The following is a 20,968-nucleotide window of genomic DNA, read 5'->3' on the forward strand; positions in this document are numbered from 1 at the left end:
TCGGCGTGCACGCCGCGTCAGCCTTGACCGTGGGGATCAACCGGTCGATGAGCTTGTCCAGCATTCTGTCTTCACCTCCTTTCTCCGGCGAGTTATTCGCAAAGAGTGACCGTGCGATAGGTGCAGTCGGATCGATAGCACCTCATCTTGTAGCACCCGGTGTTCGGGTCGTAGCTGATCTGCACGCACCTCGGGGTGCACGCCGCGTCAGCCTTGACCGTGGGGATCAACCGGTCGATGAGCTTGTCCAGCATTCTGTTTTCACCTCCTTTCTTGCCTCGGGTTCACTGGGCGCGGTATCACGGGGGGCTACCTCGTGATATCCGCGGGCTTGGAGGCGGAAGAGGCGGGCGTAGGTGCCGTCCACCGCCATGAGGTCGTCGTGGCTTCCGCGCTCTGCGACGACCCCGTCCTTGAGAACGACGATCAGGTCGGCGTCCCGCACCGTGTTCAGCCGGTGGGAGATGAGCAGGCTGGTCTGGCCCGCGCGGTGGTGGCGCATCCGGGCGTGCACGTCGGCCTCGGCTTCGGGGTCGAGACCGGAACTCGGTTCGTCGAGGATCATCAGGTCCCGTCCGTCGCGCAGGAAGGCTCTGGCCAGGGCGGTTCGCTGCCACTGGCCGCCGGAGAGCACGACGCCGGTCGAGGAGTCCTCGCGGTCCTCCTCGCTGGTGAACATCCGGGTGAGCAGCGTGTCGTAGCCGCGAGGAAGGGCCGCCAGCAGCTCGTCCACCCCGGCCCTTCGCGCGGCGGCGCGGATCCGGTTCAGGTCGTCACGGGCTCCGACGTCTCCCACGCCGATGTTGTCGCGGGCGGAGAAGTCGTAGGCCATGTGGTCCTGGAAGACACCGCTGATCCGCTCCCGCAGCGCCTCCGGCCGGACGTCGCGCAGGTCGACCCCGTCCCAGAGGATCGCTCCCCGGCTCGGGTCGTAGAACCGGCAGAGCAGTTTGACGAGCGTGCTCTTGCCCGCGCCGTTGAGCCCGACCAGCGCCACGGCCGCGCCGTACGGGATGAACAGGTCGACGCCGCGCAGGATCCAGGGATGGTCGTCGCTGTAGCGGAACCACACGTCGCGCAGTTCGATCCCCCGGCTCAGCGCCGGCGGCGGCGCGGAGTCGGCCGGCACGACGAGGTCGGGCTCGGCCCTGACCACCGCCACGTAGTGGCCGAAGAGCCGCAGGTTGTGATGGGTGATCGCGATGCCGTTGACCAAGGTGTCGAGCGCGCCCTGGACGGCGACGACGGCGGCGGTGAACATCGACACGTCCCCGACGGTGAGCGTGCCGGTCCGGGCCGCGCCAATGGCCCAGATGAGGCCGCCGCCGGCCACCACGGCGGACAGCAGGGCGAGCGCCCCCTCCGCCGACAGCTCCTTGCGGTCCATCCGCCGCTTGCCCGCATGGGTCGTCGACAGCTCGGCCATGAGCCGGCCGCGCAGGAATCCGCCGAGGTTGAAGAGCCTGATCTCCTTGGCCGCCTCGATCGTGCTGAGCAGCGTGCTGTAGAAGAGCTGCCGTCGCTCCGCCGGACCGATCTCCCACATCATGGTCGTGCGCTGGCGGGACAGCTTCAGCTGTGCGATGAGTGCCGGTACGGCGGCGCACAACACGATCAGCGTCATGGCAGGACTGATCACCAGCATGGACCCGACGAAGCCGATCACGGTGACGGCGGAGCGGACCAGGCCGAAGGCCTCGGTGACGATGCCGTCGGCCCTGGACGTCCCCTCCTGGGCCAGGCGCAGCCGGTCGAGGAAACGCGGATCCTCGAAGGGCCGGAGCCCGGGAAATCGTGCCGTGGCCGCGAAGAGCCGGTCCGTCGTGGTGGCCGCCATGGCGCGGCCGATCTGGCTGCCGAGATACCGCGAGCAGTGCGGCAGGATCGAGGCGGCGACGCCGGTACCGGCCAGCCCCGCGGCGAGGCCCAGCAGCTCGGCCAGGGAGGCCGTCCCGGTGAGGCCGTCGATGACCAGCTTGGTCAGCCAGGCCACCGCCACCGGCGCCGCGGCCATGCCCAGGAGAGTGAGCGCATACCCGATCATGGGAACGGCGGCGCCGCTCCAGCCGGTGGCCGCCGCCTCACGCGCGGAGGCGGTCAGGCGCACCCCGTCAACGGCCATGCTGCGGCTCCAGCTTCCGGAGAGTGACGGCATGGAGGTCGTCGGCGTGGAAGAAGCCGTGCTCGCGGGAGTCGAAGCTGGCCTCGGTGTTGTCACCGATCAGGACGAACCTGCCGGCCGGGACGACGTCGTCGGCGACGACCTTCCGTACCCACTCCGGGACCGGATCGCCGGGCAGGGCGGCAACGCGTTTGACCAGGAACTTGCTGCCGGTCGGGCGAGGGCTCAGGACGACGACGATCTGCCCGTTGCGCAGCGCCGCCAGTCGCGTGCGCCGGGACAGGATCCGGTCTCCATGGGTCAGCGCCGGCGCCATGCTGTTGCCGCGGACGCGGATCACCAGGTACGTCGCGCGCAGCCGTACGGCCAGCAGGGCCAGACCCGCGAGCCCGCACGCCGCCGCAAGGAACGCCCGCCTCACGACGCCTTGACCTCGGCGGGCATGGTGTGGCCGCTGCTGACGACCGTGTCCGCGGCGTCGATCGTGATGACCGTCGGGTACGCGTTGACCTTGAACGCCGTCTGGAGGGGTCCCCCGGGCACCTCCGTGACGACACGTGCCACCTCCGAGAGCCGTTCGATGTCGGCTGCGGAGTCCTGGCCGGGGTCGGCGACGACCACGGCGAGCACGGCGTCCGACGTGTCGCGTGCCCGCTCCACGAAGAGCGGGAGCAGTTCCTTGCACGGCTGGCAGCCCCGCGAGAAGAAGCCGACCAGCGCGGGTCCGCTCAGGAGCTCGTGGGAGATCGGCTCGCCGCTCGTGGTCATGGCGGCGAACTGCGGGACCCTCGAGCCGGGCGAGAGGCCTTCCTCCATCATCGATGGTGGCAAGCTCTCCTTGCGCAGCCGGCGGATCACGCCGACGGTCAGCAGCAAGTTCACCATGCACAGCAGACCGACCAGCACGACCGCGGCGACCAGGTACTGCATCTGCCCTCCCCCTATCTGTCCATGAACAACTCGGCGATGTCGTCGAAGGCGATGAGCACGACCGCCCCCGCCAGCCCGGCCGGCAACGCCACCGCCAGCGCCGGCGCGGCCGGCGGCCCGCCCGTGAAGGTCACCGCCATCCCGCCCAGCGCCACCACCAGCAACAGCAGGGCGTTTCGCACCAGATGAATCCAGCCGAGCGAGACCTCGGACGGGCCGAAGCAGCGGCAGGACACTGGCGTGCCCCGCCGGGCGATGACAGCGATCACCAGGCTGAATGCGCCGAGCATGATCCCGCTGAGGACCAGCCCGATCTCCGGGATCGCCATGAGCGCAGCCGTCGCCGCCTCACTCGTCGCGACCACACCGGCCACCGGCAGGCGAAGCCGTTCCGGCACGATCACCAGGGTGGACGCGAACGAGCGCAGGTCCGCGCGGCTGCGCAGCTTGATGAACGCGGCAACGGCGAACACGGCCCCGATCAGGACCTGGCACGCGACGAGCAGGAGATCCACGATCTGGATATTTCACGATCCCGCTAGCCCGGCTCTCGCGCACCGTTAGCCCGGCCCTCGCGCGCCGCTAGCCCGGCCGGCGCCCGGCGAGGCGTTCACTGCCCACTTCTGGGACGTGGAGTCGGGCATCACGTGACGCTTCTGCCTCAGGGGGCGAAGATGTCCGCAGCGGTGATGCCGAGGACGTCGTCGTCCAGGTTGATCAGCGTTTCTCTCGCGCAGACGGCGTAGCGCAACTCGTCTGGATCCGCGAGGTCGGCGACCTTGCGCTCAAGTCCCCGGCGAATGCGCGCCGCATCCACCTGCCGCGCCCATTTCGACTCTCCGGCCAGGATGGGCTTTCTCGTCCTGCCCTGCTTGGCCAGGACGACGGCGTCGAGCTGGTCTTGGCCGTCGTGCCGCCACCAGGGTCCGACCGCGACGACCGCGGGGCCGAGTCGTCCTTCGACCGCCAGTCGCCGCAGGTGGTCGCGGAACGCCTCCTCGTAGATGGCCCCCATGTGGTCATCGAGGTCGTTCAGCAGGGCGTCGACGATCGTCGCCCCGAGGCCGCGCTCGATCTCGGCTCGGTAGTGCGACAGGATCCCCAGGTAGAACGCCAAGAAATTGTCGGCGATCCGGTAGATGCGCCGCTTGCTGCGCGCCGGGTCCTCGGTGACCGGGATCAGGCGTTCCACGAGTCGCATGGTGATCAGACGCTCTAGAGTGCGGCTCGCCTCCGCCCGGATGGCGTCTTCGATCTCATGGTGCTTCGTCCGTCCTGCGGCCAGGGCGTAGAGGATGGCGGCCGGCTTGTCGCCGGATTCGATCTCGGTCCCCAGGACCCGCTCTCCCTCGGTGAGCAGGAGCGCCCCCGGGCGGCAGGCCAGTGTCCGCAGGTTCTCCCGTACCGAGAGATCCTGCTGCCACCATTGCAGGTAGAGCGGCATCCCGCCGGTGATCCCGTACACCAGCGCACGATCCGTCGGAGGTAGGCCAGGAAGCATTGCGGCCGCCTCAACGGGGCGGAACGGATGCAGCAGAATGCTCTCGTCGAACCGGCCGTACAGCGGCTCGCGGTAGTCCTGCATCGCCGCCATCACCCGGACCGAGGATCCGCAGATCAAGATCCGCAGGCGGGTGTGCCCCTGCGATCGGTCCAGAAACGCCCGCAGAATCGTCGGCAACGCGGGCGAGGCGGCGATCAGCTCGGGAAACTCGTCCAGAACGAGGAGCAGCGGCTCGTCCCGGGCCAGCTCCGCAAGGCCGTCGAGCAGATCTTCCCAACGCTCGTACGGCCGCTCCCGCAGATCACGAAGCGACTCCGCCGCCGCCGGTGCCATCCGGCTCGACAACTCCCGGAGCTCGTCCACCGCGGGCCGCCGCGCCGCGGTGTGAAAGACCATCCGCTTGCCTTCGGCGAACTTCTCGATCAACGCGGTCTTTCCGACGCGCCGCCGCCCCCACACCATGGCCGGACGCGGCGCGGAGCCCGCCCACCACGCTTCGAGCGCCGCCAACTCCTCAGCCCTGCCAACGAAGGTCCGCACACAAGGAAACTAGCATGGGAAGCAACTATCCTTCTATGTAAGTTACGTCAGACGTCAGTTTCCTGGAGCCTGGTGGCTCGAGAGCGCCGCCACATCCGAGCCAGTGGGCCTCTAGAGTCTTGGGCGTGGAGAAGATCTTGGCGGCAGCCTCGGCGGTCTTGGGCAAGAGGGTCAACCGGCCGGTCGATCTGGGCGGGAGCTCGCGCAGCCACGTCCTGCGGTGTGTGACTGACGATGGCGGCGCGGTGGTGGTGAAGGCGTATCGGGACGCTGCGGGCTTCGCGGCCGAGGCGGCCGGCTTGCCGCTGAGCGGCGGGTTCGGGCCCCGATTGCTGGCTGTGGACCCGTCCTTCCCACTGATCGTGATGTCGGACCTCGGCGTCGCGCCGAGCCTGGCTGACGTGCTGCTCGGGGACTCGGCGGAAGCGGCGAGGGAAGGGCTGCTCGCGTGGGCGCGGACGTACGGGCGGATCGCCGTGGCCGCCGCAGGGCGACAGCAGGAGTGGGAGCGATCTCGGGCCGGCTACTCGGGAGTGGGCGCGGGATGGCGTCTCTTCGGCGACATAGGCGATCTGGAAGAGGTGTTACCCGTTGCACCTTCGGGGCTTGAGGACGAACTGACGGCGCTGGAGGCGAGCAGCGAGCGGTATCCGGTGTTCTCCCCAGGTGACATCTGCCCGGACAACAACCTGCTGACGGCGGACGGGCTGCGGGTGCTCGACTTCGAGGGCGCCGGATATCACTCGGCCTTTCTCGAAGCGGCCTACGTACGCATGCCGTTCGCGACGTGCTGGTGCGTGTTCCGGCTGCCGCCCGGGTTGGAAGCGGAGATCGAGGACGTCTATCGCAAGGAGGTGGTCGCCGTTCATCCCGAGCTGGCCGACGACGAGCTTTGGGAGGCAGGGATGCGGAAGGCGGTGGCCACCTGGACGATTCACATGACATGGGTCCTCTTTCCGCGGGCCCAAAAGCGGGATCAGCCCATGCATTCCACCCGGACACCGGTGCCGAGCGAGCGCCAGCTCCTGCGCTACCGGTGGGGTCGTCTGCTCAACGAGCTCGACCGGGGCCGGGACGAGCTCCCCGCTGTCCGGGAAGCCGTCCAGGCATGGTTGGAGACAACCGCAGAGTGGGATGTCGCCGAGTTGCCCCACTACCCTGCCTTCACCTCGACTGGGCCAGGCTAACGGTCGGCTGCCGCCTCGGTGTTGCCGTCGGAAGAGTCCGATGAGGAGCCCCGGTGACGAGAACGGTCCGTCACCTGCGGCTTGACCGGCATTCTGAGTCATCCGTCCAGCTTCGCCCCCTCCCGAGGATGCATCCGCGGGCGCTTGGCCGGTGACGAGGTGGGTGTGGGCCGTACGCGTGCGTTCGGCCCATCGGTCGGCTGAACCCGCTGATTCGTCTTCGGGCGGAGACCGTCGTGCTTCGTGTCGTCGCTCACCAAGGGCGGACTGACCCAGTGCAAGGCGGCCAGGCCCGCTGTCATCGTGGCCGCCGCCACTCCCGCGAGGACGAGATGCCGGCGGGGAAGCCCGCTCCCGTTCCCGGAGGCCAGACGAATACCGACGATGGCGGTACGCAACAGCACTCCGGTGACCGCGCCCAGCAGGAGCGGCACCACCTGGCCAGGGATCGGACCGGCCCCGGCGACGAGGACGCCGACGGCGGGACTGACACACGAGACCACCAGCCACGGCCACAGCCGCTGCCGGGCCATGTCGAGAAGGGCGGCCAGAGCCAGGCCCTCGCTCGCGGAGTGCACCATCAAAGCGATGACGACGACGGCCGAGGCGGCAAGCGCCAACGTCGCTCCTTCTATGGTGCGATGCACGGTCAGGGCCGCCGCCGTCCCCATTCCGCCGAACAAGGCGGCGCCCACGGCTTGTTTGACCCGCCGGTGCAGACCAGGTGCGTGCCTTGCGAGGGTCCTTGGGCGACGGTGACCATGCCCGCAGCCCTTACGGGTGAAGTAGGTGATCACGAGGAAGCCGGCGGCGACGGAGACGCCGACGACCCACAGCGGAACCCCGTGCTCGACGGCATCCTGCCAGGCGTCCGGGAGGAGATCGGTCAGCGCCGTGACCATCATCATGGCCGAGGCGACGGTCAGCCACATGGTCAACCGTTCGGAGGCACGCCGGGCCAGCCATGCTCCGGCCAGCGTGGAGAGCGAGACCAGCCCTACGGCGAGCCACGCCTCGTCCCCCGGTCGCCCGCCTTCAAGCACGGGTCCAAGGGCAAGCATCCACGTTGTTGTCTGCACGGGTCCTCCCTATTCAGGCGGCTGGCGATCGATGATCGGATCGGCGTCGGATGAGGAGGTCTGCCGGCTGTCGCCTATCTCGGTCAGCTCGGCGAGGAGGTCCTGGATCTGGCTCAGCTGGGTCTGCAGAGTGTTCGCCAAGCGGTCGCGATAGCCGGTCACCGAGCGATTCAGCGAGTGGACCTGCCGCTCCAGTGCTTGCTGAGCCGCGGCCTGGTCCAGGGACTCCTCGATGAGGGCTTCGGCCTGGTCGCGGGCCTCCCGCGTGATGCGGTCCGCCTCCTGACGGGCGGCGGCGACCGCGCGATCGGCCGTCTCTTGGGCCAGGGCGATGATCCGGGCGGAATCGGCTTTCGACCGCGCATCCGAAGTGTTGCGAGCGCGCAGTTCGGCGTTCTCTCGCAGGAGCACTCCGAGTGAGGCCTCCACGTTGCCGAGGAAGGCGTCCACCTCGGTCAGGTCGTACCCCTCCCGCAGGCGTACCACGGTGAAGACCTGGTTGCGGACCGCGGTCGGGTCCAGCACCGTGGCGGGACTCGTCAGGTACGTGCGGACTTGGCGCTCGTCGAGCACTTCGGTAGGGGCGTGGTCATGCCCGTCCTGGTCTGGGTGCATGGCCGTGTCCTTTCAACAGATCGATTGCTGAGCGATGGCGCGACGTATCCTTCGGAGGCTCGCTCCGCTGCCGGCCCCTCGGAGAATTCGGGCAGGCCGTGAGGGAAGATGTGGGCGACTCCTTTCCTTACGCAGAGTTGTTGACTCGTTACGTATTGCTTAAACATCTGAATCGCTGTTCAGGTGTTTGGTGCTGCCGTATGGCCGGGTCACTCTGTCCCGATGGGTGCTACACGGCCTTGACAGCATGGAAGGCATGGTTCAACCTCTCATATGAGCAGTCATTCAAGTGTTGGCAGTGCGATCTCCGAAGGGGCAAAGGGGTTCAGCGATGACCGATCAAGGCCATCCTCGACACGACCACGGTCACGGACATGGCCATGCGGTAAGCGTGGACGCCGACCGGCGCCTTCTGGGCGGCGCGCTGGCGTTGATCGTCGCCTTCATGGCGATCGAGGTGGTCATCGGCGTGATCGCGCAATCGCTGGCGTTGATCTCCGATGCCGGTCACATGCTCACCGACGCGGTGGCGATCGTCTTCGCGCTGATCGCCATGCGGATCGCCGCCAAGCCGCCGCGGGGCGGATTCACCTACGGGCTCAAGCGTGCGGAGATCCTCTCAGCTCAGATCAACGGCATCACGCTGCTGCTCCTGAGCGCCTACTTCCTGTACGAAGGCGTCCGCCGCGTCATCGATCCTCCCGAGGTGGAGGGCGCGTACGTGGTGGTCACCGGGCTGGCGGGGATCGCCGTCAACCTCGTCGCGACCTGGATGTTGTCACGGGCCGACCGCTCCAGCCTGAACGTCGAAGGCGCCTACCAGCACATCCTCAACGACCTGTTCGCCTTCATCGCCACGACCGTCGCCGGTGCGGTGGTGTGGTGGACGGGCTGGGCCCGAGCCGACGCGCTGGCCGCGCTGGTGGTGGCCGGGCTGATGCTCAAGGCCGGATGGGGCCTGGTCAGGGACGCCGGCCGGGTGTTCATGGAGGCGGCGCCGGTCGGCATGAACCCCGCAGAGATCGGCCAGAAGACCGCCGCGCTCGATGACGTCGCCGAAGTCCACGACCTGCACGTATGGGAGGTCACCTCCGGGTACGCCGCCCTGTCGGCGCACATCCTGGTCACGCCGGGCGCCGACTGCCACACGATCCGGCAGGCCGCCGAGCGCATGCTGCGTGAGACCTACGGCATCGACCACACCACCCTCCAGGTCGACCACGCACCGGCCGAACTGATCATCATTGGCGAGGCTCAAGCACATTGCGCCGACGCGCACGGCCCCGTCACCGGGGCGTCCCAGGATGAGAGAGCAGCCGCCGTGGTCGGTCCTGGGGGCGGCCTTCGTGGCGCAGAACGGAGCGCGAGCAGCGCCGCGCTGGTCGGGGCGATGGAGGGTCAGAGGTTGGCAGGGACGGCGGCGGCGCGGAGGGTTTCGAAGTTGGCGACGTACTGGCCGTAGATCCCGCGGTCGTTCACGCGCAGCAGGGTCTCGTCGTTGCGGCGCAGTGACGTCTCGTTGAAGTTGTGGCTGCCCGTGTACACCTTGCCGTCCACCAGCAGGTACTTGGAGTGGATGCGCCCGGGCAGCGCGCTGCCGTCGGCGAGCAGGCGCAGGTCGACGCGCGGCTCGGTGAGGAGACTCTGCTTGACCTCCGGGCTGAGGATCCCGGCGACGATCTGCACGTCGCAGCCGCTCCTGGCCAGCTCGCGCAGCCTGTCGGCGATCGCGATGCGGAAGGTGTCCCACTCGGACATGCCCACGCGGATCTTCTCACCCGGCCGGCACGACACTCTGCGCAGGCTGTCGACGATGATGTCACCCTCGGCCTGCGGGAAGAAGGTGGCGACGACGGAGCCGGTGTGCACGGTGCGGTTGTAGTCGAGGTTCTTGCGCTCGGCCGCGAGGTCCTCGAAGTAGCTGTTGTACGCACGCGACAGCTGCCGGTCATCGGTGAAGGTGACGGCGTTGTTCCAGTACGTCGTGGAGTTCAGGTCGGTGAGGTTGGCCGACGACTGCACGACGACGTCGGAGGCGGAGCCGGTGCGGGAGAACAGGTAGAACTTGTTGTGCTGGCCCTTGTTGCCGATGCACGCGGCGGTGCCGCCCGACATCGGCCCGGTGCAGACGTGCAGCCAGGAGGTCGCCGTGATGTCGGTGCCGAGTGCGGCGGCGAGCTGGGCGGCCACCGTGCCGCCGCGGGTGTCGCCGTCGACGAGCACCTGCACGTGAACGCCGCGGTCGCGGGCCTTGATCAGCTCGGTCGCGAAGCCCTCGCCCGCCGCACCCGACATGACGAAGTGCGCCACCCTGATCCTGGCGCCCGCCGGGGTCTGCTTGATCATGGAGCAGAGCCACTGGACGATGGCGGCGCCCTCGCCCGCGACGGGGTTGTTGAACACGGCGCCCGAGGTGACCGGGACGAGGGGCGCGGCGGCGCAGGTGGAGTCGGCGGCGGACGCGGGGACGGACACGGCGAGCGGTAAGGCCAGCGCGGCGGCGGCCAGCGCGGACATGACCGTCTTGGTCATGGAGATCTCCTTATGAGGCGGCGAAGTGGCAGGCGACCGGGTGGCCGGCGCCTCTTTCGATCAGTAAGGGTTCCTCGTCGCGGCACCGATCCTGGGCCAGCCAACACCGGGTGCGGAACCGGCAGCCTGTCGGCGGCGACAACGGGGAGGGAACATCTCCCGACAGGACGATCTCGTGACGGCCGGTCTCTCGCCAGTCGTCGATCCCGGGCGCGGCCGACAGCAGCGCCTGGGTGTAGGGGTGGGCGGGCTTGGCGTAGATGCTGTCCTTCGGGCCGATCTCGGCGACCTTGCCGAGGTACATCACCGCCACCCGGTCGCACAGGTGGTGGACGACGCCGAGGTCGTGGGAGATGAACAGGTACGCGACGCCGAGGTCGCGCTGGAGCTCCTGCAGCAGGTTGAGAATCTGGGCGCGGACCGAGACGTCGAGCGCGGAGACGGCCTCGTCGCAGATGATCAGGCGCGGCCGCACGGCCAGCGCCCTGGCGATGCTGATGCGCTGGCGCTGCCCGCCCGAGAACTGGTGGGGGTAGCGGTCGGCGTGCTCGGGCCGCAGCCCGACCCGGTCGAGCAGGTCGCGCATCTCCTCGTCCCACCGTTCGCGTGGCACCAGGCCGGGGTGGATCCGCCAAGCCTCCTTGATCAGCGCGGATACCTTCATACGCGGGTTGAGCGACGCGTACGGGTCCTGAAAGATCAGCTGGATCTCCTGCCTGAGCCGCCGCAGCTCCTTGGCGGGCAGCGACGCCAGGTCCTTGCCCTCGAAGAGCACCTCACCGGAGGCAGGGCGGACGAGGCCGACGATGGTCCTGGCCACGGTGGACTTGCCGCAGCCGGACTCGCCGACCAGGCCCACGGTCTCGCCTTCGGCGACAGTGAGGCTCACCCCGGCCACCGCCTGCACCTCGACGCGGCGCGTGCGGTAGGTGGTGACGAGATCGACGAGCTCAAGCATGCGCGATCACCTCCTCGGCGAAGTGGCAGGCGCTCGTGCGCCCGGGTCCGAGTTGACGGGGTTCGGGATCGCTCTCGCGGCAAACGTCGCGGGCGAGCGGGCAGCGGGCGGCGAAAGAGCAGCCGGTCAGCGGCTTGCTCAGGTCGGGCGGCTGGCCGCCGATCATCTCCAGCGGCCTGTCGTCGCGCACGGAGGGCACGGCGCGCATCAGGCCGCGGGTGTAGGGATGGGCGGGCCGCTCGTACACCTCGGGCACGGTTCCCGTCTCCACGATCCGGCCCGCGTACATGACGGCGACCCGTTCGGCGGCTCTGGCGACCACGCCCAGGTCGTGGCTGATGAGGATCAGGCCGAGGCGTTCCGCCCGCTGGCGTTCGCGCAGCAAGCGCAGGATCTGGGCCTGTACGGTGACGTCCAGCGCGGTGGTCGGCTCATCGGCGACGAGCAGGCGAGGGTGGAGGGCCAGCGCCATGGCGATCATCACGCGCTGGCGCATGCCGCCGGAGAAGCGGTGGGGATGCTCGTCCAGCCGCCGGGTGGCGTCGGGGATGCCGACCAGGCTCATCAGCTCGGCCGAACGGCTGCGCGCCTCCTTCCTGCCGAGGCCGCGGTGCCTCCGGAACATCTCGCCGATCTGGTAGCCGACCGTCAGCGACGGGTTCAGCGCGCTGAGCGGATCCTGGAAGATCATGGAGATGCGCTCGCCGCGGAGCTTCTGCCATTGCTCGTCGGTGAGCCCGGTGACCTCCTGCCCCTCGATGCGGATGCGGCCTGCGGCCAGCCGGGCGCCGTGCGGCACCAGGCCGAGCAGCGACTGCGCGGTCACGCTCTTGCCGCTGCCCGACTCACCGACGACGGCCAGCGTCTCGCCCTCCTCGACCTGGAAGGAGACGCCGCGCACGACGCGGGTGCCGCCGAACTCCACGGCCAGATCCTCGACCTCCAGCAGGGGGCTCATGCGCTCAGCTCCGTCATCGGGTCGGACAGGTCTCGCAACAGGTCACCGAGCACGCCGATGCTGACCACCACGAGCGCCAGGGCGAGGCCGGGCGCGGCGGCGATCCACCAGGCGGAGGCCAGGTAGTCGCGGCCCTGCGCGATGGTGGCGCCCCAGGAGGCCTGCGAGGCGGGCACGCCGAGGCCGAGGAAGCTCAGCGAGGCCTCGGCGACCATGGTCAGGCCGACCTGCACGGTCGCCGCCACGAGCAGCGGCGGCAGGCAGGAGGGCAGGATGTAGTGGATGAGGATGCGCCCGTGGGAGGCGCCGAGGACGCGGGCGGAGTCGACGAACTCGCGGTGCCGTACGGCCAGCGCCGACCCGCGCACCACTCTCGCGAAGATCACCCATCGGGTCACGGCGAGCGCGATGATCACGTTGACCATGCTGGGCCCGAGGACGCCCGCCAGCAGGATCGCCAGGAGCAGGCTGGGGAAGGCGAGCTGGATGTCGCCGATGCGGGAGATGATGCCATCGGTCCAGCTACCGAAATATCCGGACAGGAGGCCGAGCACCAGGCCGATCGACCCGCCCACCAGCACAGTCACCAGCGCCACGGTCAGCGACGTGCGCATGCCGGCCAGCACCTCGGCCAGCAGGTCCTGGCCCACCTGGTCCGTGCCGAGCCAGGCGATGGCGCCGTCGGACAACCGGCTGCCCGGAGGCAGCAGCCGGTCCTGCGGGCTGGTGACCGCGGCCTCGAACGGGACCAGGAACGGCCCTACCACGCCGGCGACCGCGAACAGCAGCACCGTCCCGATGGCCAGCCGCGCCCGCAGGGGCAGCCGCCGGAGGACGGCGGTGTCGAGCGTCATGCGTTCTCCAACTGGATCCTGGGGTCGAGGTAGCTGTAGAGCACGTCGACCAGCAGGTTGAGCGTGATGTAGCAGACGGTGACCACAGTGAGGACGGCCTCGACCACGGAGTAGTCGCGGAAGGTGATCGAGTCGACGAGCAGCGAGCCGATCCCCGGCCAGGCGAAGACCACCTCGACGATGACGCCGTTGGCGATGAAGAAGCCCATCAGCAGGCCGAGCATGGTCACGACGGGCACCAACGTGTTGCGCAGCACGTGGATGTAGAAGACCACCCGCCTGCTCAGGCCCTTGGCCCGAGCCGTGCGCACGTAGTCCTGGTTCATCTCCTCAAGAATCCCGGTGCGCACCAGACGGCCGAGCCAGCCGACGAACGGCAGCGCCAGCGTCAGCGCGGGCAGCAGCAGGCTCGCCATGGTGCCGTCGGCGGTGCTCGGCAGGATCTGCAGCAGCCTGGCGAAGATCAGTGACAGCATGATGCCGATCCAGAACGGCGGCAGAGCCTGCCCGACCAGCGACGAGACGGAGACCAGGTGGTCGGCCACGGTGTTGGCGTGCCTGGCCGCGAACGTGCCCGCCAGGAATCCGAGCACCACGGTGAAGATCATGGCCCAGATCGACAGGCTCAGTGTGGGGCCGAGCCGTTCCAGCGTGGCGTCCAGAGCGCTGCCGCCCTGCCGCCAGGAGTCGCCGAAGTCCAGGCGCAGCACGTCGAGCAGGTGACCGAAGTACTGCGCGATGATGGACTGATCCAGGCCCAGCTCGGTGCGGAGCTCGGCCAGCTGCTCGGGGGTGGCCTGGCTGCCGAGGATCAGCTCGGCGGGGTCGCCGGGCAGCACGCGCAGCGCGATGAAGACGATGGTGACCGCGCCCCAGATCTGCAAGAGCGCCTGGGCGAGGCGGCGTCCGAGGAATCCGGTCATCGGCGGCTCGATCCGCGCACGATGAGCGTCGGCTGGAAGAGGATCTTCTCCGGCGAGCCCGTGGCCGACTTGGTCAGCCGCCGCAGCATGCAGTCGACCGCCGACACCGCGATCTCCGCGGCGGGCAGGTCGACCGTGGTGAGCGACGGTATGACGTAGGGCGCGAAGGGGTGGCCGCCGTACCCGACGACCAGCACGTCTTCGGGGACGCGCAGCCCCGCCTCGTGCGCGACGCGGTATATGGCCAGCGCGAAGTAGTCGTTCCCCGCGACGAAGGCCATCGGGCGCTCGGCGGCGCTGATCACCTCGCGGGCCATCCGGTAGGCCTCGCTCGGGTCCCACGGCATCGCGCTCTGTTCCCGCCGCCTGGTCGGGACCTTGATCACCGTGTCCTGCCGCATCGGCAGCCCGCTTTCGGCCATGGCACGGCGGTAGCCCTCGACCCGGTCGGCGACCGAGGAGACGCCCAGGTCCTCCTCCAGGAAGTAGATCTTCCTGGCGCCCTGGTCAAGGGCGTGCCTGGCCGCCTCGTAGCCGCCGCGAGCGTGATCGACGCCCACGAGGTCGGCGTTCAGCTCGGGGATGTCACGGTTGATCAGCACCAGCGGCACCCCGGCCGAGCGGAACGGGCGCCAGTGCTCGGCGCCCTCCTGCACGGCCACCATCAGGACCCCGTCGACGCCGCGGCGCAGCAGCTCCTCGGCTGCTCGCCGCTCGTTGTCCAGAGACTCCTCGGTCGCCATCAGCAGCAGCGAGTAGCCGTGCTCACGGCAGTGCTGCTCCATGCCGCTGATCAGCTGCGCGTAGAACGGGTTGGACGGATTCGTGATCACCATGCCGAGCGTGGTCGCGGAGCCCAGGACCAGGGAGCGGGCGGTCACGTTCGGCACGTAGCCGAGCCGGGCCGCCTCCGCCTTGACCCGGTTCCTGGTCTCCACGCCGACGCTGTCCTTGTCCAACAGCGCCCGCGACACGGTGTTGACCGACACCCCGAGGCTCTCGGCGATGTCTTTCAGCGTCGTACGGCGTCCCTCAGGCATGATCGGCGGAGACCGTCCTGAACTCGGGCTGGCTGTTGGCCGCCGGGCGGAAGCCCTTGACCGTGGAGCGCACGCCGTACGTGGCGGTCAGCGCCGCCGGGAACACGCCGACCGCGTCGGACCAGATGATCGCGCACGCCTGGCCGTAGAGGGCCTTGCGTTTGTCCTGGTCGGCGGTCGACTTGGCCTCGGCGAGGAGCGCGTCGAGCTCCTTGTTGGCGTAGCCCATGCGGTTGGCCGCCGAGGTGTACAAGCGGCCGAGCGTGTAGTCGGCGTCTGCGGTGGTCACGGTGTTGACCTGGAGCTCGATGTCCCAGTCGAGCGCGGTCAGCCGCTTGATCCAGGCGGCCTTCTCGATCTGCTGCGGCTCGACGACCACGCCCACCTTGGCCCACGCGGAGATGAACGACTGGGCCAGCTCGGTGGCCAAGGGCCCGGTGTCCCTGAACCACATCATGGAGGTACGGATGCCGTCCGCGTATCCCGCCTCTACCAGCTCCTTCTTGGCCAGGTCGGGGTCGTACTCATAGGGCTTCTGCGGGGCGTGTCCGAACACCGCCGCCGGGATGGGCGCGTCCATGACCGTCGCGGCCTCGCCGTACAGGTTGGCGACGATGCCCTTGACGTCGAGCGCGTGGGAGAGCGCGCGGCGCACCTTGGGGTCGGTGAACGGCTTGCGCGCGCAGTTGAACCAGGTCAGGAAGTAGTTCAGGCCCGGTGTGCTCGCGACGGAGATCCCGGAAACCTGGCGCAGGCGCTTGAGCTCGTCGGGCGGAATGATCCAGGTGACGTCCACCTCGCCGTTCTGCAGCGAGGTCATCCGCGTGGACGCCTCGGGGATGTAGGGCAGGCGCAGGCCCCGCAGCGTGGACGCGCCGCCCCAGTAGTTCTTCACCGGGGTGAGGACCAGCTGTGACGACGGCGTGAACGACTCCACGGCGAACGGCCCGCTTCCCACCGGCTTGCGGAAGAAGCCCGCCTTGCCCATCTGGGCCGCCGGGAGGATGAACGCCAGCGTCAGGTTCACCAGCATCGTGCCGAGCGGCTCGGTGGTGGTGATCTTGACGGTCCGCGCATCCGGCGCCTCCACCGAGGCGACCGCGGCCCACAGCGGCTTCTGCGGCCCGGTCGACTTGGCCAGCCGTTCCAGCGAGGCCTTCACATCGGCCGAGGTCAGCTTGCTGCCGTCATGGAAGGTGACGTCCTCGCGAAGCGTGAACACCCACGTCTTGTCGTCGGGCTGGGTCCACGACGTGGCCAGGCTCGGCACCGGCTCGGCGCCGGTCCTGGTCACGAGGGTGTCGTAGATCTGCCGGTTGGCCAGCAGCGACGCCTCGTCGACCGCGCTCGGACCGTGTGGGTCCAGGTCGTTGATGGCCTGGTTGAACGCGGCGCTGAGCGGGGCGTTCTGGTCGGAGCCGGGCCCGCCAGGGGCGCATCCTGCGATCAGGACAGTCCCTCCGAGGAGGGTGAGGAACTGGCGCCTGCCTACATCGTCCATGTCGCTTACCTTCTGTCAGCTCTGTCAGCTCTTGAGTGCCAGGTAGATCAGGACTTTCGCCTTCGGATCGCCCCCGCGAAGTGAAGCCCGCAGCCGCAGCCAGTGACCGAACTCCCGCACGCGCCAGGACACCAAGCCCGGCTCAGTGGTCACCAGCTCAGGTGTCTCCTCGTCGCACCAATGCAGCCCGTCAGGGGAGATCTGGGTGACGAGGTGGAGGCTGGGTTGCTCACCTTCGAGCTCCAGCGTCCGCACGAACCATCGGGCTTCGCCCGCCCATGCGGCTTCGTACGGCTCAGTCGTGAAATCTGCGGTGAAAGTGGTGTTCCGCTCGAGTACTGCCGTCTGAGCGTTCTTCATGCCGATGCTCACCAATCCACGGAGATCAGGGCGGAATCAAGGAAGAGGAAGTTGCGGACGGGAGAATGGGTCCGCACGCTGACGTAGAAGTTCAGCAGGTTCTCCAAGCCGTCATACCTGTCCGGATAGTGCGGGACAGGGACGTCACGTAGATCCATCACCCGGTCGTTGACCTGAAGTTCGACGTTGGTCCGCGAGCGGGTGTCGAACTGCCAGCGCAAGTAGTGCCAGTTGACCTTGGTCGGCACCTCGTTGTAGCAGAGGAACTGCGGCTCCTCGTCGAGCGGTTGCCAGTCCTCGGGGTTGGGCGCGGTGAAGTCCTCGGTCGCCACCAGGTTGTCCTGGTTGTGCAGGTTCTCCTTTGGCGTCGGCTCGGGCACCACCGGGTACACCCAGCGCCTGGTCAGCTTGTTGTCCAGGTCGGTGTTCTGGTAGCGCATCACCGTGTGGTAGCGGACGCCGTCGCCGTCGCACAGGTCGGTCGCGATCGTGAAGCAGCCGAACTGCGCCTCCGACGGGTGCAGGTTGCCGTCCCACTCGATCTCGCCGAAGCGGTTGCCGAGGCTGGACTCTGCCGTCGCCGCCTCGCTCTTGTAGGTGAAATAGGTCTCGAACTGCACGATCCCGCGCCGCGCCATCGTCAGCCGGCGGATCGCCACCCCCGTGTGTCCGGTGACCGCTCTGGTGGCCACCTTGAGCGCGTACGTGCCGCTCATCGCGCCGTGCGTGCCGGTGTCGAAGAAGTCGCATGAGCTGAGCTGCGGCGGACGGAAGTCGCGCATGTGCTTGTCGACGGTGTCGAGATTGCCGTGGCCGTCATGGTTGCCGATGAGCTCGGTCCAGCCGTGGGTGCCGGTGTTGAACTCGTCGAAGGCGAGGATGCGGGGCAGCGGGTTGAACTTCGACAGCTTCGGATCGGCCGCGATCAGCGCGCGACGCAGATCATCGCTTTCCAAGTCGTCCTCCTACGAACCAAGAGGATTAACGTTCACGTGAACGTTAATCCTGAAGTTCAAGGAAGTTAACTTGTCCTATCCATGGGCGTCAAGGCTTGGTTACAAAGCGGACATCCAACACCTGACGCCTCCGGAGGCACCGGGCGTCACGAGCAGACAGTGCCGTCGGCCGGGACCTTGCCATCGAGCAGATAGCCGTCCACCGCGTCGGTGACGCAGTCGCTGCCGGGGTAGGCGCCATGGCCCTCGCCCTTGTACGCGACCTCGACGCCGACGCCCTCGCCGAGCTGGTCGGCCATCCGCCGGGCGCCCTCGTACGGGGTGGCCGGATCGCCTGTGGTGCCGATGACGACGATGGGCTCCGCGCCCTTGGCGCTGACCTCGACGGTCCGCGACGATCCTTCCCTGACCTTCCAGCCGGAGCAGGTGAGCAGGGTCCAGGCCATGGATTCGCCGAAGACGGGCGATGCGTCACGGAACTCCGGGAGCCGGTTCAGGACATCCTGCTCGGTGTAGCGGTCGCTGGAATCGGCGCAGATCACGGCCGTGTAGGCGGACTGGAGATTGTTGTACCGGCCGTTCTTGTCCCGGCCGTTGTAGAAGTCGGCGAGGAACTGGAGCCAGCGTCCGTCCCCGTCCTTCTTCATGGCGTCCCGCAGCCCGGACTTCAGCATGACCCAGGTCTCCTTGCCGTACAGCGCGGCCGCCATGCCGGTGAGTGCCTCGGCCTGGGTGAGCTCGCCGCCGTCCTCGCCGGCCTTCAGCGGCTTGCTGTCGAGCCGCTTCAGCAGGGCCGTGATCTTGCGGATCCCCGCGTCGGTGTTCTCACGGGCGGCGGGGCCGGAGCCGGTGGGGCAGTCGGGCTCCTTGGCGCAGTCCTTCATGAAGTTCTCCAGCGCCAACTGGAAGCCCTTGGCCTGGCTGAGGGCCACGGCCGCATCGTCCTGGGTGGGGTCGACGACGGCGTCGAGGACGGTGCGGCCGACGTTCTCGGGGAAGAGGTGGGCGTAGACGCCGCCCAGTTCGGTGCCGTACGAGATGCCGAAGTAGTTGAGCTTGCGGTCGCCGAGGAGCTGACGCATCAGGTCCATGTCGCGAGCGGCGCTGACGGTGTCGACGTGCGGCAGTATCCTGCCGGAGTTCTTCTCGCAGGCCCGGATGAACGCCTTGGACCTGGTGCGCAGTTGCCCCAGCTCGGTGGCGTCGTCAGGGGTGGTATCGGCCGCGAGCCAGCGTTCGAGGGCCTTGTCGTCCAGGCAGCGCACGCCCCCGCTGTTGCCGATGCCGCGCGGGTCGAAGCTCACCAGGTCGTAGCGCTCGTGCAGCTTCATGTACTCGTCGGCGGCGAACTGGGGCAGGGAGGCCACTCCGGAGCTGCCGGGGCCGCCGAAGTTGAAGACGAGCGAGCCGATCCGTCCCTTGGACTCGGTCTTCGGTTTGGCCTCGGCCCGGATGAGGGCGAGGTCGATCGTCTCGCCGTCCGGCTTCGCGTAGTCGAGTGGCACCTTCATCGTCGTGCACTGCCAGGCGGTGCCGTCCGCCAGCCTGCCCGGTCTTCTGTCAGCGCCCTGGAGGACGGACGGGGCTGGGCAGGGCTTCCACCTCAGCTTCTGGGCGGTGAGGGAGGCGGGCAGGGTGACGGAGTCCACCTCGCTTCCGCTGCTGGGTGCGGTGCCGGTTGCGGTGCCGGTTGCGGTGCCGGTTGCGGTGCCTTCGGTGCCTGTTGCGGTGCCGGGGTCGGGGTCGGCAGTGGTCCTGCAGGCCGTGGCCGTGCCGGCGATCAGCAGGGCGGCGACGGACAGGACGGTGGTGGTCTTGCGGCGCATAAGGCAGCGTAGCCGTGGCCGTGCAGATCAGGGCGCGTCGCACGCCGTGCGGGCTAGGATCGGGCCATGCCCTTGACCGCGGACGACGTCGACCGGTTCGAGGTCTCCAGGCCGCGCATGGAGGCCATCGCCTACCGCCTCCTCGGCTCCGCGGGCGAAGCGGAGGACGCCGTGCAGGAGACGTTCCTGCGCTGGCAGGCCGCCGACGTCGACCGCATCGAGGTCCCCGAGGCCTGGCTGACGAAGGTCCTCACCAACCTGTGCCTCAACCAGCTCACCTCCGCACGGGCGCGCCGCGAGACCTATGTGGGCCAATGGCTTCCCGAGCCCCTGCTCGCCGGGGACCCGATGCTCGGCCCTGCCGACACCGCCGAGCAGCGCGAATCGGTCTCCTACGCGGTCCTCACCCTCATGGAGCGCCTCTCCCCCAACGAGCGGGCGGTTTACGTGCTGCGGGAGGCCTTCGACTATCCGCATCGGGAGATCGCCGAGATCCTCGACATCACCGAGGCCGCCAGCCAGCAGATCTTCCACCGCGCCAAGAAGCACGTCGCGGACGGCAAGGCCCGCACCGAGATCGACAAGGCCGCCGCCCGGCGGATCGTCGAGGAGTTCCTGGCGGCCGCCACCAGCGGCCGGACCGAGCCGCTCGTGCGCCTGCTCACCCAGGACGCCATCTCGATCGGCGACGGCGGTGGGAAAGTTCCGGCCCGCGCCAAGGCGTTCGAGGGCGCCGTCGCGGTCGCGAAGTTCCTGCGGGGCCTGTTCAAACCCAGCGAGGCCAAGCGCGTCCTGGCCGGCGGCGTGCCCGAGATCTACGCCTGGACCGCCAACGGCGACCCCGCCGTCGTGGCCGTCGTGGACGGGCGGGTCATCGGCGTCATGTGCCTGGAGGTCACCGCCGATGGTATCGCCGCGTTCCGCAACCAGGTCAACCCCGACAAGCTCGAACGCGCGACCGCGCAGTGGGCGGGCGTCGACCACGGGGAGCCCCTGTTCAACGGCTTCTGACCGCTTGTGTGAGGTGCTTCACATCGCGTTCCTGTCAGGAAACGGCGGGCCGCCCGGTTCAAGGGGCAAACC

20 protein-coding genes are annotated in these 20,968 nt (G+C 68.7%); 3 read left to right on the forward strand and 17 right to left on the reverse strand.

Going from position 1 to position 20,968, the window contains the following annotated elements:
- Positions 1 to 226 precede the first annotated feature (226 nt).
- From ACTWQA_RS36790 to ACTWQA_RS36810, 5 genes are all read right to left on the reverse strand, one after another.
- On the reverse strand, positions 227 to 2,122 hold the full coding sequence (locus tag ACTWQA_RS36790; protein ID WP_443163576.1) for an ABC transporter ATP-binding protein: 1,896 nt from the start codon (positions 2,120 to 2,122) through the stop codon (positions 227 to 229).
- Positions 2,112 to 2,543, reverse strand: coding sequence for a S26 family signal peptidase (locus tag ACTWQA_RS36795; RefSeq protein ID WP_443163577.1), 432 nt, complete (start codon positions 2,541 to 2,543; stop codon positions 2,112 to 2,114). Before ACTWQA_RS36795 ends, ACTWQA_RS36790 begins: the two co-directional genes overlap by 11 nt.
- Positions 2,540 to 3,052: a TlpA family protein disulfide reductase gene (locus tag ACTWQA_RS36800; protein ID WP_443163578.1), complete on the reverse strand. Its 513-nt coding sequence runs from the start codon at positions 3,050 to 3,052 to the stop codon at positions 2,540 to 2,542. The genes ACTWQA_RS36795 and ACTWQA_RS36800 overlap by 4 nt, the downstream gene beginning before the upstream one ends.
- Positions 3,053 to 3,063: 11 nt before the next feature.
- Positions 3,064 to 3,567, reverse strand: a complete 504-nt coding sequence (locus tag ACTWQA_RS36805) for a MauE/DoxX family redox-associated membrane protein (protein WP_443163579.1) — start codon at positions 3,565 to 3,567, stop codon at positions 3,064 to 3,066.
- Positions 3,568 to 3,713: 146 nt separating this feature from the next.
- On the reverse strand, positions 3,714 to 5,096 hold the full coding sequence (locus ACTWQA_RS36810) for an ATP-binding protein (RefSeq protein WP_443163580.1): 1,383 nt from the start codon (positions 5,094 to 5,096) through the stop codon (positions 3,714 to 3,716).
- 125 nt (positions 5,097 to 5,221) lie between these two features.
- Between ACTWQA_RS36810 and ACTWQA_RS36815 the strand changes: the two genes are divergently transcribed.
- Positions 5,222 to 6,283: a hypothetical protein gene (locus ACTWQA_RS36815; protein WP_443163581.1), complete on the forward strand. Its 1,062-nt coding sequence runs from the start codon at positions 5,222 to 5,224 to the stop codon at positions 6,281 to 6,283.
- A 98-nt stretch (positions 6,284 to 6,381) separates the two neighbouring features.
- On the opposite strand, the gene ACTWQA_RS36820 is transcribed toward ACTWQA_RS36815, so the two are convergent.
- Entirely contained in the window at positions 6,382 to 7,362 is a 981-nt protein-coding gene (locus tag ACTWQA_RS36820; RefSeq protein ID WP_443163582.1) for a hypothetical protein, read from the reverse strand.
- 9 nt (positions 7,363 to 7,371) lie between these two features.
- Positions 7,372 to 7,977, reverse strand: a complete 606-nt coding sequence (locus ACTWQA_RS36825; RefSeq protein ID WP_443163583.1) for a DivIVA domain-containing protein — start codon at positions 7,975 to 7,977, stop codon at positions 7,372 to 7,374.
- 391 nt (positions 7,978 to 8,368) lie between these two features.
- Here ACTWQA_RS36825 and ACTWQA_RS36830 point away from each other — a divergent pair, with 391 nt between their 5' ends.
- Positions 8,369 to 9,439 (forward strand): cation diffusion facilitator family transporter, encoded by a 1,071-nt coding sequence (locus tag ACTWQA_RS36830; RefSeq protein WP_443163584.1) that lies wholly within the window; start codon positions 8,369 to 8,371, stop codon positions 9,437 to 9,439.
- Here ACTWQA_RS36830 and ACTWQA_RS36835 read toward each other — a convergent pair.
- The 10 genes from ACTWQA_RS36835 to ACTWQA_RS36880 all read right to left on the reverse strand — a co-directional run bounded on the left by ACTWQA_RS36835 (position 9,376) and on the right by ACTWQA_RS36880 (position 19,885).
- Positions 9,376 to 10,509: a phospholipase D-like domain-containing protein gene (locus tag ACTWQA_RS36835; protein ID WP_443163585.1), complete on the reverse strand. Its 1,134-nt coding sequence runs from the start codon at positions 10,507 to 10,509 to the stop codon at positions 9,376 to 9,378. The genes ACTWQA_RS36830 and ACTWQA_RS36835 overlap by 64 nt on opposite strands.
- Before the next feature lie 10 nt (positions 10,510 to 10,519).
- Positions 10,520 to 11,467: an ABC transporter ATP-binding protein gene (locus ACTWQA_RS36840; protein ID WP_443163586.1), complete on the reverse strand. Its 948-nt coding sequence runs from the start codon at positions 11,465 to 11,467 to the stop codon at positions 10,520 to 10,522.
- Positions 11,460 to 12,425, reverse strand: a complete 966-nt coding sequence (locus ACTWQA_RS36845) for an ABC transporter ATP-binding protein (RefSeq protein WP_443163587.1) — start codon at positions 12,423 to 12,425, stop codon at positions 11,460 to 11,462. The genes ACTWQA_RS36840 and ACTWQA_RS36845 overlap by 8 nt, the downstream gene beginning before the upstream one ends.
- A complete protein-coding gene (locus ACTWQA_RS36850; RefSeq protein WP_443163588.1) occupies positions 12,422 to 13,279 on the reverse strand; it encodes an ABC transporter permease in 858 nt (285 codons plus the stop codon). Before ACTWQA_RS36850 ends, ACTWQA_RS36845 begins: the two co-directional genes overlap by 4 nt.
- Complete coding sequence (locus ACTWQA_RS36855) at positions 13,276 to 14,202, reverse strand: ABC transporter permease (RefSeq protein ID WP_305919039.1); 927 nt, start codon at positions 14,200 to 14,202, stop codon at positions 13,276 to 13,278. Before ACTWQA_RS36855 ends, ACTWQA_RS36850 begins: the two co-directional genes overlap by 4 nt.
- Positions 14,199 to 15,242, reverse strand: coding sequence for a LacI family DNA-binding transcriptional regulator (locus tag ACTWQA_RS36860; protein WP_443163589.1), 1,044 nt, complete (start codon positions 15,240 to 15,242; stop codon positions 14,199 to 14,201). The genes ACTWQA_RS36855 and ACTWQA_RS36860 overlap by 4 nt, the downstream gene beginning before the upstream one ends.
- On the reverse strand, positions 15,235 to 16,743 hold the full coding sequence (locus ACTWQA_RS36865) for an ABC transporter substrate-binding protein (protein WP_443163590.1): 1,509 nt from the start codon (positions 16,741 to 16,743) through the stop codon (positions 15,235 to 15,237). The genes ACTWQA_RS36860 and ACTWQA_RS36865 overlap by 8 nt, the downstream gene beginning before the upstream one ends.
- 24 nt (positions 16,744 to 16,767) lie before the next feature.
- Complete coding sequence (locus ACTWQA_RS36870) at positions 16,768 to 17,103, reverse strand: hypothetical protein (protein ID WP_305919042.1); 336 nt, start codon at positions 17,101 to 17,103, stop codon at positions 16,768 to 16,770.
- 8 nt (positions 17,104 to 17,111) lie between these two features.
- Positions 17,112 to 18,059 (reverse strand): DUF6772 family protein, encoded by a 948-nt coding sequence (locus ACTWQA_RS36875; protein WP_443163591.1) that lies wholly within the window; start codon positions 18,057 to 18,059, stop codon positions 17,112 to 17,114.
- A gap of 146 nt (positions 18,060 to 18,205) precedes the next feature.
- Entirely contained in the window at positions 18,206 to 19,885 is a 1,680-nt protein-coding gene (locus ACTWQA_RS36880) for an alpha/beta hydrolase (protein WP_443163592.1), read from the reverse strand.
- A gap of 66 nt (positions 19,886 to 19,951) precedes the next feature.
- Between ACTWQA_RS36880 and sigJ the strand changes: the two genes are divergently transcribed.
- Positions 19,952 to 20,896: an RNA polymerase sigma factor SigJ gene (gene sigJ / locus ACTWQA_RS36885; protein ID WP_443163593.1), complete on the forward strand. Its 945-nt coding sequence runs from the start codon at positions 19,952 to 19,954 to the stop codon at positions 20,894 to 20,896.
- Positions 20,897 to 20,968: the final 72 nt, after the last annotated feature.

The sequence above is a fragment of the Nonomuraea sp. 10N515B genome, from assembly GCF_052245915.1.
Lineage (GTDB): Bacteria > Actinomycetota > Actinomycetes > Streptosporangiales > Streptosporangiaceae > Nonomuraea.